Here is a 13,344-nt window from a genome sequence, read left to right as displayed (position 1 = left end):
GGCGGCGGTCAGCCGCCGCACTGCTCCAGCATCATGCGCTTGTCGGCCGTGGTCACCGGCATCTCGTACTTGACGGCGACCTGCGCGAAGCGGACCGCGTACGAGCACCGTACGGGCTTGCTCGGCGGGAGCCAGGCGGCGGGCCCGGAGTCGCTCTTGGCGGAGTTGGCGCGGCCCTCGACCGGGATGAGGTTGAGGGTGTCGTTCGCCAGTTGCTCCCGTTTCTCCTTCGACCAGCGGGAGGCGCCCATCTGCCAGCTGTAGGAGAGCGGGACCACGTGGTCTATCTGGACCTCGGAGGCGTTCTCCTTGCGCCACTCGATGGTCTTGCCGGTGTACGGGTCGGCCAGGGTCATGGCCACCACCACGCAGTCGGAACCGGAGCGGAAGCGCACCTCCTGCCCGTCGCGCTGCAGCAGGTCGTTCCGGGTGTCGCAGCCGTTGCGCGCGAGGGGGACGCCGTCGGCGGTGTCCTTCCAGGCGTAGCCGAACTCGTCGCGGTCGTAACCCGTCTTCGGTCCGCGGCCCTTGGTGGTCACCTTCTCGATGAGGTCGACGGCCGCCGCCCGGTCCGTCTCCCCGGTCAGCGGTGCGAGGCCCGGCGCGGTGCCGTCCGGGTTGTCCAGGGGGCTGACGGCGCGTCCGTCCACTGCCGCCGGGCTGTCCCCGGCGGGGGAACCGGTGTCCACCACGCCCTCGCAGCCGGCGAGGAGCGCCACGGCGGCCAGCGCCGACACCGCGGTCCCCGTACGGCGTGAGAGCCCCGGTCCGCCGCCGCGGCGTATTCGCCCGCCGGCCCGCCCCGTACGTCGTGCCCCGTCCCACGTCGAGTACCGCGTCACGGCACCCCTCCCTTGCTGTTCCGTGCTGCACGTTCTTCTTACCCGCTCGCGCAGGAGCGATATCGCGCCCGGTCCACCGTAGCCAGAGAGAGGTCCAGACCATACGGGCCCAAAAGGAGCATTCCTCGCATGTCGCGCGTAGGGTCGATGCTGAGTCACCTCGGAAGGAGCTCCGGATGGGCATCTTCGACAAGTTCAAGAGCAACAAGTCGGCACAGGAGAAGGCCAGGAAAGCCTCCGACGCCGCCGAGAAGAAGCTCAACGAGCGGACCGGCGGAAAGTACGAGGACCAGATCGACGCCGGGCAGCGGCAGGCAGAGGAGCGGCTCGGCATGAAGCGCGACCGCCCCGATCAGCCATAGGCGTGCGTCCGGGCCGGAAGCCGCCCACGGAACCCCCTGCCGTGGGCGGCTTCGCTCATGCCCCGAGTGCCGCGTGCACCCCGTGTGCCCCGTCCACCCCGCGCACCTGGCCTGACCGGCGGGGCCCCCGGGTCACGACCCCAGGACCGAGGTCAGGAACTCCCCGACCCACGCCAGCAACTCCCGGCCGACCAGCGGCTTTCCGCCCACCTTCGCCGTCTTCGGCCGGGGCACCAGCGCCTGGTGGGCGGCCGGCTTGAGGACCGTGCCGGGGTAGAGCCGCTTGAGGCGCAGCTCCTGGGACTCGCGCAACTCCACCGGGGCGAACCGGATGGTGTTGCCCTGCAGGACGATCTCCCCGACGCCGCACGCGCGCGCCAGCATGCGCAGGCCCGCCACCAGCAGCAGGTTCTCCACCGGCTCCGGCAACTTGCCGTAGCGGTCGACGAGTTCCTCGCGCACCGCCTTGACGTCCTCCTCCGAGTTCGCGGAGGCGATCGCCCGGTACGCCTGCAGGCGCAGCCGCTCGCCGGGCGCGTAGTCGTGCGGGACGTGCGCGTCGACGGGCAGCTCGATCTTGACCTCGAGCGGCGGCTCCTCCTCGATCTCCCCGCTCTCCAGCTGGCGCCGGTAGTCCGCGACGGCCTCGCCGACCATCCGGATGTACAGGTCGAAGCCGACGCCCGCGATGTGGCCGGACTGCTCGCCGCCGAGCAGGTTTCCGGCGCCGCGGATCTCCAGGTCCTTCATCGCCACGTACATGCCCGCGCCCATCTCGGTGTGCTGGGCGATCGTCGCGAGCCGCTCGTGCGCGGTCTCCGTCAGCGGCTTCTCCGGCGGGTACAGGAAGTACGCGTATCCGCGCTCCCGGCTCCGGCCGACCCGGCCGCGCAGCTGGTGCAGCTGGCTGAGGCCGAAGTTGTCGCCGCGCTCCACGATCAGGGTGTTGGCGTTGGAGATGTCGATGCCGGACTCGACGATCGTCGTCGACACCAGTACGTCGTACTTCTTCTCCCAGAAGTCGACGACGACCTGCTCCAGCGCCGACTCCGACATCTGCCCGTGCGCGGTCGCGATCCGCGCCTCGGGCACGATGTCCCGCAGCCGGGCCGCCGCGCGGTCGATCGACTCCACCCGGTTGTGGATGTAGAAGACCTGCCCCTCGCGCAGCAGTTCACGGCGGACGGCCGCACCGATCTGCTTCTCCTCGTAGGGGCCGACGAAGGTGAGCACCGGGTGGCGCTCCTCCGGCGGCGTGGTGATCGTCGACATCTCACGGATGCCGGTGACCGCCATCTCCAGGGTGCGCGGGATGGGGGTGGCCGACATGGTCAGCACGTCGACGTTGGCCCGCAGCTTCTTCAGCTGCTCCTTGTGCTCGACGCCGAAGCGCTGCTCCTCGTCGACGATGACCAGGCCCAGGTCCTTGAACCTGGTCTCGGAGGAGAACAGCCGGTGGGTGCCGATGACGACGTCGACCGAGCCGTCCTTCAGGCCCTCCAGGACGGCCTTCGCCTCGGTGTCGGTCTGGAACCGGGACAGCGCCCGCACGTTCACCGGGAACTGCGCGTACCGGTCGCCGAACGTCCCGAAGTGCTGCTGCACCAGCAGCGTGGTGGGGACGAGCACGGCGACCTGCTTGCCGTCCTGGACCGCCTTGAACGCGGCGCGCACCGCGATCTCCGTCTTGCCGTAGCCGACGTCGCCGCAGATCAGCCGGTCCATCGGGACCGACTTCTCCATGTCCTCCTTGACCTCGGCGATCGTGGTCAGCTGGTCGGGCGTCTCCGCGTACGGGAAGGCGTCCTCCAGCTCGCGCTGCCAGGGCGTGTCCCCGCCGAAGGCGTGCCCGGGGGCCGCCATGCGCGCGCTGTACAGCTTGATCAGGTCGGCGGCGATCTCCTTGACGGCCTTCTTCGCCCGCGCCTTCGTCTTGGTCCAGTCGGCGCCGCCGAGCCGGTGCAAGGTGGGTGCCTCGCCGCCGACGTACTTGGTGATCTGCTCCAGCTGGTCGGTGGGGATGTAGAGCCGGTCACCGGGCTGGCCGCGCTTGGCGGGGGCGTACTCCACCACCAGGTACTCGCGGGTCGCGCCCTGCACGGTGCGCTGCACCATCTCGACGTAGCGGCCCACGCCGTGCTGCTCGTGGACGATGTGGTCGCCCGGCTCCAGGGTGAGCGGGTCGATGGTCTTGCGGCGCCGGACCGGCATCCGGGCGCCCTCGCGGCCGGACGCCTTCTGGCCGGTCAGGTCGGTCTCGGTGAGCACGGCGAGCCTGAGCGCCGGGTCGACGAAGCCGTGGTCGATGCCGCCGCAGGCGACGTGCACCACGGACGGGGCGATCGCGCCGAGGTCCGCCTCCAGCCGGGCCGCGATGCCCTCGCCGCCCAGCACCTCCACCGTGCGGGAGGCCGGGCCGTGGCCCTCGGTGACGAACACCGTGCGCCAGCCGTCGGCGAGCCAGCCCTTGGTGTCGGCGAGCGCCCGCGCGGTGTCCCCGCGGTAGGTCTCGGGGGCGTGCATGCCGAGCTTGAGGGTGTCGTTGTCCAGTTCCTCGTCGGCGGCGAACGGCGACACCGACCACCACATCATGTCCAGCTCGCGCGCCCGGTCGCGGACGTCCGCGATGGACCACAGGGAGGCCGCGCCGACGTCGATGGGCGCCTCCCCGCCGCCGGCGGTGGCCGCCCAGGAGGCCTGCAGGAACTCCTGCGAGGTCGCCACCAGGTCGGCGGCCCGCGTGCGCACCCGCTCCGGGTCGCAGACGACGGCCATGGCGCCCTCGGGCAGCACGTCCAGCAGCAGCTCCATGTCGTCGACGAGGACGGGGGCCAGGGACTCCATGCCCTCGACCGCGATCCCCTCGGCGATCCGGCCGAGCAGCTCGCCCAGCTCGGGGTGCTGTTCGGCGAGGACCCGCGCGCGCTCCCGCACCTCGTCGGTGAGCAGCAGCTCCCGGCAGGGCGGGGCCCACAGGCCGTGGTCGGCGATCTCCAGGGAGCGCTGGTCGGCGACCTTGAAGTAGCGGATCTCCTCGACGTCGTCGCCCCAGAACTCGACGCGCAGGGGGTGTTCCTCGGTGGGCGGGAACACGTCGAGGATGCCGCCGCGCACCGCGAACTCGCCGCGCTTCTCGACCAGTTCCACCCGCGCGTACGCGGCGGCGGCGAGCGCCTCGACGGTCTCGTTCAGATCGGCGGTCTGTCCCGTCCGCAGCGCGACGGGCTCCAGTTCGCCCAGCCCTTTGACCTGCGGCTGGAGCACGGAACGCACGGGCGCGACGACGACCGAGACGGGGCCGGTCTCGAGGTCGTCCGGCCGGGGGTGGGCCAGCCGGCGCAGGACCGCCAGGCGGCGTCCGACGGTGTCGCTGCGGGGGCTGAGCCGCTCGTGCGGCAGCGTCTCCCAGGACGGGTACTCCACGACCCCCTCCGGCGGGAGGAGGGAGCGCAGGGCCGCCGCCAGGTCCTCCGCCTCACGGCCGGTCGCCGTCACGGCCAGCACGGTACGGCCGGTGTCCCGGGCCAGGGCCGCGACCGCGAAGGGGCGGGCGGCCGGGGGGCCGACCAGGTCGACGTGCATCCGGTTGCCGTCGGCGGCCGCCGCGATCGCTTCCGCGAGGGCGGTGTCCTTGACGACGGCGTCCAGCAGACCGTGCAGGCTCATTCGAGGCGCTTCCATCCGGGGGTGTGCATCACGACAGGCCCGACGCGCGCCGCGGGCCGGGGGTGTCCAAGCGTACGACGCCGAGCCCCTGGACGCCGGAAGCCTGTGGACGACGCCCGAAGCCCACGGACGACACGGCCGAAACCCGCGGACGACACGGCCGAAGCCCATGGATGGCGTCCGGCGCCCGGGGCCGGTGCGCCGCCCGAGCCGGTCGGCCGGCCGGTCGGCCACAAGTCCGGGCGTCAACGGGCCCGGCGCCGAAAAGTCCCTCAGGACTTCCCGGCGCCGGGCGCTCCCCCGCTGCCCCCGTGCGCGGTGGCCGGGCGGTGGTCACTCGGTGGCGATCGCGTTCAGGACGTTCATCCGGCCCGCCCGGAACGCCGGGACCAGGGCCGCGAACAGACCCACGAACGCCGAGCCGATGAACACACCGATGATCGTCGGCCACGGGATCTCGAGGACCTTCAGGCCCTCCAGCGCGAGGAGCTGCTGGGCGGTGGCGCCCCAGCCCATGCCCAGCCCCAGGCCCAGCAGGGCACCGAAGAGGGCGATGACGACCGACTCCAGGCGGATCATGCGGCGCAGCTGGCGGCGCGAGAGGCCGATGGCCCGCATCAGGCCGATCTCCCTCGTCCGCTCGACCACCGACAGGGCCAGGGTGTTGACCACACCGAGGATCGCGACGACGATCGCCAGGGCCAGCAGACCGTAGATCATGTTCAGCAGCTGGCCGATCTGGTCCTTGAGCGCTTCCTTGTAGTCGGTCTGGTCGCGCACGGTGTACTGCGGGTACTCGTGCAGCGAGTCCTTCAGCGCCGTGTACGCGGCGTCCTGCTGGCCGTCCTTCGCCGAGACGAAGAGCAGCATGTCCAGCGGCATCCTGTCGGCCGGGACGTACCTGGCCATGGTGTCGATCGACGTGTACATCGCGCCCGCGTCGACCACGGCGTCGCTGCTGGTGATCGCCCGGACGGTCAGGCCGGCGGTCTCCCCGTCCTTGAACGCGACGTCGATCTTCGATCCGAGGCCGATGCCGTGGTCCTCGGCGAACTTCTCGTGGACGGACATCGAGTCGGGCCGGTAGGCGTCCTCCAGCTTCCCCTCGACCGTCTCGACCCGCAGGTCGGTGGCGTACGTCGGGTCGGCCGCCGTGATCGCCGTGTTCTTGAGCGTCTTGCCGTCGGGCGTGGTGAAGTCGGCCTCGGTCCACTTGTACTCGGTGACCCGCTCCACCTGCGGGGCGTCCTGCACGGCCTGGACCGCCTGCGGGGTGATCAGCTGGCCGCTGTCGGACTGGATGATGAAGTCCGTGCCGACGCTCTTGTCCAGCTCGTCGGTGGCCGAGGCCACCATGGAGGCGCCGACCACCGACAGGCACGCCACCAGGGCCAGCCCGATCATCAGCGCGGCGCCCGTGGCACCGGTGCGGCGCGGGTTGCGCAGCGCGTTGCGCTCGGCCATCCGCCCCACGGGGCCGAAGACCCGCAGCACGACGACGCCGAGGACACGGACCACACCACCGGCGAGCAGCGGACCGATGAGAACGAAGCCGATCAGCGACAGCACCACGCCGAAGCCCAGCCACATCGAGCCCTCCGCGGCCTTCTCCGCGGCCGCCGCGAGGTACAGGGCGAACGCGCCGGCCGCGGTCAGCAGCGTGCCGACGCCGCCCCGGATCCGGCCGGCCCTGGCGTCCGCGGGGGCACCCGCGTCACGCAGCGCGGCCATCGGGGAGATCTTGCCGGCCCGCCGGGCCGGCAGATAGGCGGCCAGGACGGTCACGACGACACCGAGGAGCAGTCCGATCGCCGGAGTCGTCCAGGCGACGGTGAGGTCGTCCGTGGACAGCTCCATGCCCGCCATGCCCATGAGCTTCATCAGCCCGACGGCGAGTCCCACGCCCGCGCCCACCCCGAGCACCGAACCGACGACGCCGAGCAGCAGCGCCTCGATCAGCACCGAGCGGTTGACCTGCTTGCGGGAGGAGCCGATGGCCCGCATCAGGCCGATCTCCCGGGTGCGCTGGGCGACCAGCATGGAGAAGGTGTTGATGATCAGGAAGATGCCGACGAGGAACGCGATCCCGGCGAAGCCGAGCATCGCGTACTTCAGGACGCTCATGAAGCCCTCGACGTCCTTCTGGCCCGCCTCCGCGCTCTCCTTCGCGGTCAGCACCTTGTAGTCGCCGTCCAGCGCGGCGGCGACGTTCTTCTTCAGCTGCGCGTGGCTGACGCCGTCGGCGGCCGTGGCGTTGACGTTGGTGAAGACGCCGCTCTCGCCGAGCAGGGCCTGCTGGGCGGTCTTCGTGTCCAGGAAGAAGATCGCGGCACCGGGGTTGGTGACGGTGAAGTCGGCGATGCCGGAGACCTTCGCGGTGTGCGTGCCGACCACGCTGATCACGCCGATCTCGTCACCGAGTTCCAGGCCGTGCTTGTCGGCGGTGTCGGCGTCGACCAGGATCTGGTCGGGGCCCTCGGGCGCCGCACCGGAGGTGATCTTCATGGTGCGGGCGTCGTTGGCGGTCCAGTTGCCGACGATGGTCGGGCCGCCGCTGGTGGGCGAGAGGCTCTCCTTGTCGCCGTCGACGACGGTCAGCGAGGTGGAGTGCAGCGCCCCCTCGGCCGACTTCACCCCGTCCACCTTCCGCACCTCGGCGAGCACGGAGGCCGGGATGACCGGCGGCTTGCCGTTGTCGGAGGTCGTCTCGCCGCCGTCGGAGGCGTCCTTGGCGCTGACCGTGACGTCCGACGCCGTGGCCGCGAACAGCTTGTCGAACGTCGTGGACATCGTGTCGGTGAAGACGAGGGTCCCGCAGACGAAGGCCACCGACAGCAGCACCGCGACGGCCGACAGCGCCATCCGCCCCTTGTGCGCGAGGAAGTTGCGCATCGAGGTCTTCAACACGGTCATGACGTGCGCCCCCGGGCGTCGAAGTCCTTCATCCGGTCCAGGACCTGTTCGGCCGTCGGCTGGTGCATCTCGTCGACGATGCGGCCGTCGGCGAGGTACAGCACCCGGTCCGCGTAGGAGGCGGCGACCGGGTCGTGGGTGACCATCACGATGGTCTGGCCCAGGTCGTCGACCGAGCGGCGCAGGAAGCCGAGGACCTCGGCACCGGCCCGCGAGTCGAGGTTTCCGGTCGGCTCGTCACCGAAGATGATCTCCGGCCGGGCCGCCAGCGCCCGCGCCACGGCGACGCGCTGCTGCTGACCCCCGGACAGCTGGGTGGGCCGGTGCTTCAGCCGCCCGGCGAGCCCCACGGTCTCCACCACCCGGTCCAGCCACTCCTGGTCGGGCCTGCGGCCGGCGATGTCCATGGGCAGCGTGATGTTCTCGAGCGCGTTCAGCGTCGGCAGCAGGTTGAACGCCTGGAAGATGAACCCGATCCGGTCCCGGCGCAGCCGCGTGAGCTTCTTGTCCTTCAGGCCGGTGATCTCGGTCTCGTCCAGATGGATCTGCCCGCTGGTCACGGTGTCGAGCCCGGCCAGGCAGTGCATCAGTGTGGACTTGCCGGACCCCGAGGGGCCCATGATCGCGGTGAACTGGCCGCGGGCGATGTCCACGTCGACGTGGTCGAGCGCGACGACGCGGGTCTCACCGGCCCCGTACGCCTTCACGACCTGCCGCGCCCGCGCGGCAACGGCCGTACTCCCTCCCGTCGCCCGGCCACCACCCCTCATCGAGGCGCTTCGCGCCGCACCTTCCGAATCGCCCCCGTGCCCGGGAATGGTCACAGCCGATGTCACGGTAATTCTCCTATGTCGGTCAGCAGGTGGGACAGCAGTGCCCGGCGCGACCGCCGTCGTGCCCGACGGCCGCTGCGTGCGTGTTCGTTCGACGTGGTTCAGTCTGGCGGCGGGGAGGATCGTGCGCCCTGGTGCCCGGCGCAGTCTTCTCCTGAGGAAAACCCCACCCCCGGCGGTGTGCTCCGCCACCCCCCAGCGGCGTAAAGCCAGGTTAAGGACCGACACCGCCCCGTCTCGTCATCCGTCGGTACGAACCCTCCCCGAGCCGTAGTACGGAGGTACCCCTAAGGGCTCTCCCCCGGCAGGCGGAGCGCGTCTCAGGGTTGCCTCCTCCCGACGGCCCCCTCAGCCTCCACCCTTCCGCCGCGTCAGGGTCAAGCCGCGAAAACCCCGGTGCCCCGGTCGCGGCCCCCGCGTACCGTTCCGGCATGCCGACCCTGGAACGCCTCCGCGTGGAGCACGCGCCCGCACTGCTGGCCTTCGAGCACGACAACCGCGCCTACTTCGCCCGCTCGATACCGGACCGGGGGGACGCGTACTTCACCCCGTCCGGCTTCGCCGCCCGCCACGCCTCGCTCCTGGCCGAACAGGAGGCGGGCACCTGCCACTTCCACGTCCTCCTGGAGGAGGACGGGAGGGTCGTCGGCCGGGTGAACCTGATCGACGTCGTGGACGGCTCGGCCGAACTCGGCTACCGCGTGGGGGAGCGCGCGGCGGGCCGCGGCGTGGCGACGGCGGCGGTGACCCAGGTCTGCCGTCTGGCAGCGCGGCCGTACGGCCTCACGACACTGACCGCGGTCACCACGTCGGACAATCCCGCGTCGATGACCGTCCTCACCCGCAACGGCTTCACCCGCGTGCGGGACATCACGGTCGACGGCCGCCCCGGGGTGAGCTACGTCCGCCGGGACCTCGGAGGCCGGGACACACCCTGAGACGCCTCGAGGACGCCGCACGAGCGGGGCGGACGGGCAAACACACAGGGAGCCGGGCCCGGTCGACGCATCCGACCGGGCCCGGCTCCCGCCTGTCCGCCGCCCTCAGCGGCGAGAGGTCACAGCAGGCCGTCCCACATCTGCTCCAGCAGGACCGACCACCAGCTGTCCGGCGAACCGAGGGCCGCCGGGTCCAGCGCCGCCAGCTGCATCTGGAAGTCGACGGTCCAGCGGCCCGCCTGCTCCTGGTTCAGGCCGAACCGCAGCCGCCACATCCGCCCCAGCAACGCCAGGCAGCGCGCGAACTCCGGCAGACCCGTGTTCACGAACTGCGGCGGTACGGGCGCACCGCCCGGCCCCGGCTCCACCGGCACCGCGACGATGTTCGCCGTGCCGTACTGCACACAGATCGCCTTGCCGAAGTCGCTGCCCATCACCAGGTACGACCCCGCGTCCGCGGCCGGCTGCACGCCCCGCTCCGCGGCCAGCTCCGCCAGCGTGGGCACCGGACGGCCCGGCTGGGCCTGCGCCCAGAAGAACGGGCCCATGTCCAGCGGCAGTCCGGCCACCACCAGCGTGTGCGCCACCACCGGCGGCACCCCCTGCCGGGACACCGCGGCCTGCTCGAACCGGAACACACCCGGCCCGAACGCCCCCGCCAGCTCCTGCCCGATGACCTCCGGCGGGACCGGCGGCGCCGGCGTGACCGGCGTCAACGGCGCACGCACCGGCGCCGGCCGGGCAGGACCGTCCGCCACCTGATGCAGCTCACCCTGATGTGCGAGCAGTTGCTGCATGCCCTGCTGCCGGCTCGCGTGATCCGTGCCGTACGGGGCGATGTTCGTGATCCGCGCCTGCGGCCACTGCTCCCGGATCATCCGGGCACAGTACGCACCCGGCAGCTCACACGACTCCAACTCCGTGTGCAGCTCCAGCACCTGGCCCGGCGGCACGTTCATCGCACGCAGCTCGTGGAAGATCTGCCACTCCGGGTGCGGCGTACCCGGCGCCGAACGCCGGATCAGCTGCTGCTCGGAACCGTCCTGCGCGCGGTAGCGCAGGACCGCCTGATAGCCGGGGCCGACCGTCGGCTGTCCGACGGGCGGCGGCGGATAGCCGTACGCCGGAGGCACCGCGCCGGGCACACCGCCGGGGGCACCGGGGGGTGCGGGAGGCGGCGGAGGCGGAGGCGCGCCGGGGCTGCCGACCGTAGGACCGCCCAGCACGGTCTCGGCGTGGTGCACGGAACCACGCCCACCCGCGCCCCCCGGAGCACCCGGCGGACCGGGCGGCTGCGGCGCACCGGGGGCACCCGGACGGCCGGGGTCGGCGAACATCGTCGCGGCGGGACGCACCCCACCGGGCGGCGTACCACCGGGCGCGGACGGCGCCCCGGGCGGAGGCGGAGTACCCGGCGGCGCGGTCGGAGCGCCGGGCGGTGGCGTCGGGGCCCCTCCCGGTCCCTCCGGACCCTCGAGGCCGCTGAGCCCGTTGGACCCCGGCGACGACATCATCTGCGTCGGTACGTACCCGCCCGCCGGACCACCCGGCGTGCCGGGGCCCGACGGGGGCGCGGCCGGCGGCGGAGGCGTGGTCCCCGCCCACACGCCCGGCGTACCCGGGACACCCGGCGGAGGCGGCGTCGTCGGCCCGGAGGCACGACGCGGCGGCGGCGCCTTGCTGGTCGCGGCATCGGCGATGTCCCTGGCGCCCGGCGCCGCCGGGTACGCCTGCGTACCCGGCGGAACCTGCGCACCCGGGGCCTGGAGCGCCGGGCTCACCGCCGTCGGCGGGAGCCGGCTGCCACCCGAGATCAGCGCCGTCTGCGCCTCCGGCGCAGCCGGCGGCGGCGTGCCCTCGTCCGACTGGCTCAGCGGCGGAGCGAACACGGTCTCCGGCAGCGGCACGGAACGGTCCTCACCGGCATCGGCGTTCGTATCCGTACCGGCCCACGGCGTCGCCCCGGCCGTCTCACCCGACGCACCGGAACCGGCACCGGCAGTCCCCGCCCGGGAGTCGCCCCCGCCGGCAGCAGGCCAGACGGCACCGGAAGAACCGGCCCCCGGACCCGCCGCCACGGCAGCACCACCGGCGGTACCGGCGGTACCGCCCGCCCCCGCCGCACCGCCCGACGTCTCCCCCCGGCGATCCGGGATCCCCAGCCGGTCCGCGGCCTCCTGCAACCACTCCGGCGGACTCAGCAGGAACGACGTCTGATTCAGATCCACCCGCGCCGCGGGCGCCGGCTCCGGCACCGCCTCCGCACGGCCGTACTCCTCCTCGTACCGGCGGATCACCTCACCCACCGCCAGCGCGGGCCACAACGAAGCCTCACCACTGTCCCGGGCGATCACCAGCCGCTGCGCGCCGCCCTCCGAACGCGGCCCGTCCGCGCGGTCCTCCGCCCACACCACGAACCCGAGATCGAACTCCCGCACCCGCACCTCACGGTGCTGATACGACGGCACATCCCCGTTGATCCACTCTTCCGCACGCTCCTGCGCCTGCGCGAACGTCACCATCGCCAGACCTCACTCCCCCGCGGAGGAAACCGGAACGACCTGCGCGAAGCCGCCGTCCACCATCAGATTCGCCACCGTCTCCAACTCGGGCGGCGACCCCGCCAACCGTGCCAGAAACGCGTCGAAGTCGTCCCCGCACGGCAGCAGCAGCCGCTCCACCCGCTCCGCCGGCGTCCACGACGGATCCACGTCCCGCGCGTCGTCGTACGCGCAGAACCACACCGAACCCACCCGGTCGCCCTTCACCTTCACCGCCAGCAGACCGCCCTGGACGAAAGCGACCCCCAGGTAGTCCTTGGTGAGGTGATCACGCAGGCACTTGTTGACGTACACCAGGTCGTTGACCGCGGCCTCGTCCCGCACCGTGAAGAACGGCTGGTCGACCAGCAGCCCCAGCTCCGCGTCCAGCGCCGTCCCCACCGGGGCACAACCACCCGCCACCTTCAGGAACGACCGGTACGCGCCCGGCAGCCGGTACCCGAGGTCCTCCTCGACCTCCAGCACCTGCGCCTCGGTCACCGCGAGCCCCGACTTCGGCAGCCCGAAGTGCGCCGGCCGCGTCTCCTGCAACGGCCGCGTCCCCCGCTTGTCCTGGTCCACACCCGACGTCACCACACCACCGTGGTGCCGCAGCAACGCCTTCACCTCGACCGGCACCAGCTCCAGCCGCCGCGAGGCCACCGCGTGGTGCCACGTCCAGCCGTGCGGCGTCGCCACCGCCGGCACCGTGTCCCACAGCTCATGACCGGTCGCCGCCAGCGTCGCGTTCGCCGACACGTAGTCCGTCAGCCGCAATTCGTCGACACCGAAACCCTCCGGCGGCTCCGCGATCTCCGCGGCCGCACGCGCGTACGGAGAGAAATCAGGGTAACCACGCTCGTCCACCCGTACCCCTCTCGGGTGACGGGCCGCCCGCACCGGATCCGGGAAGTGCACGACCTGCCCGGCATAGGCCGCGTTCGGCGGCACGGTTTTTCCCCCAGCCTGGCGGCCGGGAGGTGCCCCCAGCCCGAGCCGACCTGTCGTCATGGCGGTTGCCCCCTGCGGCACTCTGTACGCCCCGCACCGCCCACCCTCGGACCGTTACGGAACGTATTCGACTGTCACGTCTGTTTCGACTGCTTACCGCCGCATCCCCACCGGCTCCCCGCACGCCCTCCGCACGGATCACCGCAGGAATCACGGTGCCGACAGCCTATGCGGTACGGCGGCACCGGTCACCGGGCACCGGCCGCTCACTCCCCCGCCTCCGTGACCAACCGTCACCC

General features: G+C 72.2%; 8 protein-coding genes. 2 read left to right on the top strand and 6 right to left on the bottom strand.

Features of this window, described 5'->3' with window-relative positions; all coding sequences use genetic code 11:
• Window positions 1-8: 8 nt before the first annotated feature.
• Window positions 9-785 carry an HNH endonuclease family protein gene (locus tag PYS65_RS21430; protein WP_387039119.1) on the bottom strand — a complete coding sequence of 259 codons (777 nt, stop codon included), beginning with the start codon at window positions 783-785 and terminating at the stop codon, window positions 9-11.
• A gap of 233 nt (window positions 786-1,018) precedes the next feature.
• On the opposite strand from PYS65_RS21430, the gene PYS65_RS21425 reads away from it, so the two are divergent.
• Window positions 1,019-1,204, top strand: coding sequence for an antitoxin (locus tag PYS65_RS21425; RefSeq protein WP_279335545.1), 186 nt, complete (start codon window positions 1,019-1,021; stop codon window positions 1,202-1,204).
• Window positions 1,205-1,336: 132 nt separating this feature from the next.
• On the opposite strand, the gene mfd is transcribed toward PYS65_RS21425, so the two are convergent.
• The 3 genes from mfd to PYS65_RS21410 all read right to left on the bottom strand — a co-directional run bounded on the left by mfd (window position 1,337) and on the right by PYS65_RS21410 (window position 8,619).
• Window positions 1,337-4,870, bottom strand: a complete 3,534-nt coding sequence (mfd, locus tag PYS65_RS21420) for a transcription-repair coupling factor (RefSeq protein WP_279335544.1) — start codon at window positions 4,868-4,870, stop codon at window positions 1,337-1,339.
• A gap of 333 nt (window positions 4,871-5,203) precedes the next feature.
• Entirely contained in the window at window positions 5,204-7,783 is a 2,580-nt protein-coding gene (locus PYS65_RS21415; protein ID WP_279335543.1) for an ABC transporter permease, read from the bottom strand.
• A complete protein-coding gene (locus PYS65_RS21410; RefSeq protein ID WP_387039116.1) occupies window positions 7,780-8,619 on the bottom strand; it encodes an ABC transporter ATP-binding protein in 840 nt (279 codons plus the stop codon). The genes PYS65_RS21415 and PYS65_RS21410 overlap by 4 nt, the downstream gene beginning before the upstream one ends.
• A 428-nt stretch (window positions 8,620-9,047) precedes the next feature.
• Between PYS65_RS21410 and PYS65_RS21405 the strand changes: the two genes are divergently transcribed.
• Complete coding sequence (locus PYS65_RS21405) at window positions 9,048-9,554, top strand: GNAT family N-acetyltransferase (RefSeq protein ID WP_279335541.1); 507 nt, start codon at window positions 9,048-9,050, stop codon at window positions 9,552-9,554.
• A 119-nt stretch (window positions 9,555-9,673) separates the two neighbouring features.
• On the opposite strand, the gene PYS65_RS21400 is transcribed toward PYS65_RS21405, so the two are convergent.
• Both PYS65_RS21400 and PYS65_RS21395 read right to left on the bottom strand, forming a co-directional pair.
• The gene (locus PYS65_RS21400; RefSeq protein ID WP_279335540.1) at window positions 9,674-12,076 is read right to left on the bottom strand and encodes an SUKH-4 family immunity protein; all 2,403 of its coding nucleotides are present in this window, start codon (window positions 12,074-12,076) and stop codon (window positions 9,674-9,676) included.
• Between the two features lie 9 nt (window positions 12,077-12,085).
• Window positions 12,086-13,105: an SMI1/KNR4 family protein gene (locus tag PYS65_RS21395; protein WP_279335539.1), complete on the bottom strand. Its 1,020-nt coding sequence runs from the start codon at window positions 13,103-13,105 to the stop codon at window positions 12,086-12,088.
• Window positions 13,106-13,344: the final 239 nt, after the last annotated feature.

The sequence above is a fragment of the Streptomyces cathayae genome, assembly GCF_029760955.1.
GTDB lineage: Bacteria > Actinomycetota > Actinomycetes > Streptomycetales > Streptomycetaceae > Streptomyces > Streptomyces cathayae.
This window is presented reverse-complemented; position numbering and strand designations above follow the sequence as displayed.

Bases quoted from the DNA above. Each gene is read 5' to 3' on its own strand.
- PYS65_RS21400 (WP_279335540.1), bottom strand. From the start codon at position 12,076: ATGGTGACGTTCGCGCAGGCGCAGGAGCGTGCGGAAGAGTGGATCAAC.
- mfd (WP_279335544.1), bottom strand. From the start codon at position 4,870: ATGAGCCTGCACGGTCTGCTGGACGCCGTCGTCAAGGACACCGCCCTC.
- PYS65_RS21415 (WP_279335543.1), bottom strand. From the start codon at position 7,783: ATGACCGTGTTGAAGACCTCGATGCGCAACTTCCTCGCGCACAAGGGG.
- PYS65_RS21405 (WP_279335541.1), top strand. From the start codon at position 9,048: ATGCCGACCCTGGAACGCCTCCGCGTGGAGCACGCGCCCGCACTGCTG.
- PYS65_RS21395 (WP_279335539.1), bottom strand. From the start codon at position 13,105: ATGACGACAGGTCGGCTCGGGCTGGGGGCACCTCCCGGCCGCCAGGCT.
- PYS65_RS21425 (WP_279335545.1), top strand. From the start codon at position 1,019: ATGGGCATCTTCGACAAGTTCAAGAGCAACAAGTCGGCACAGGAGAAG.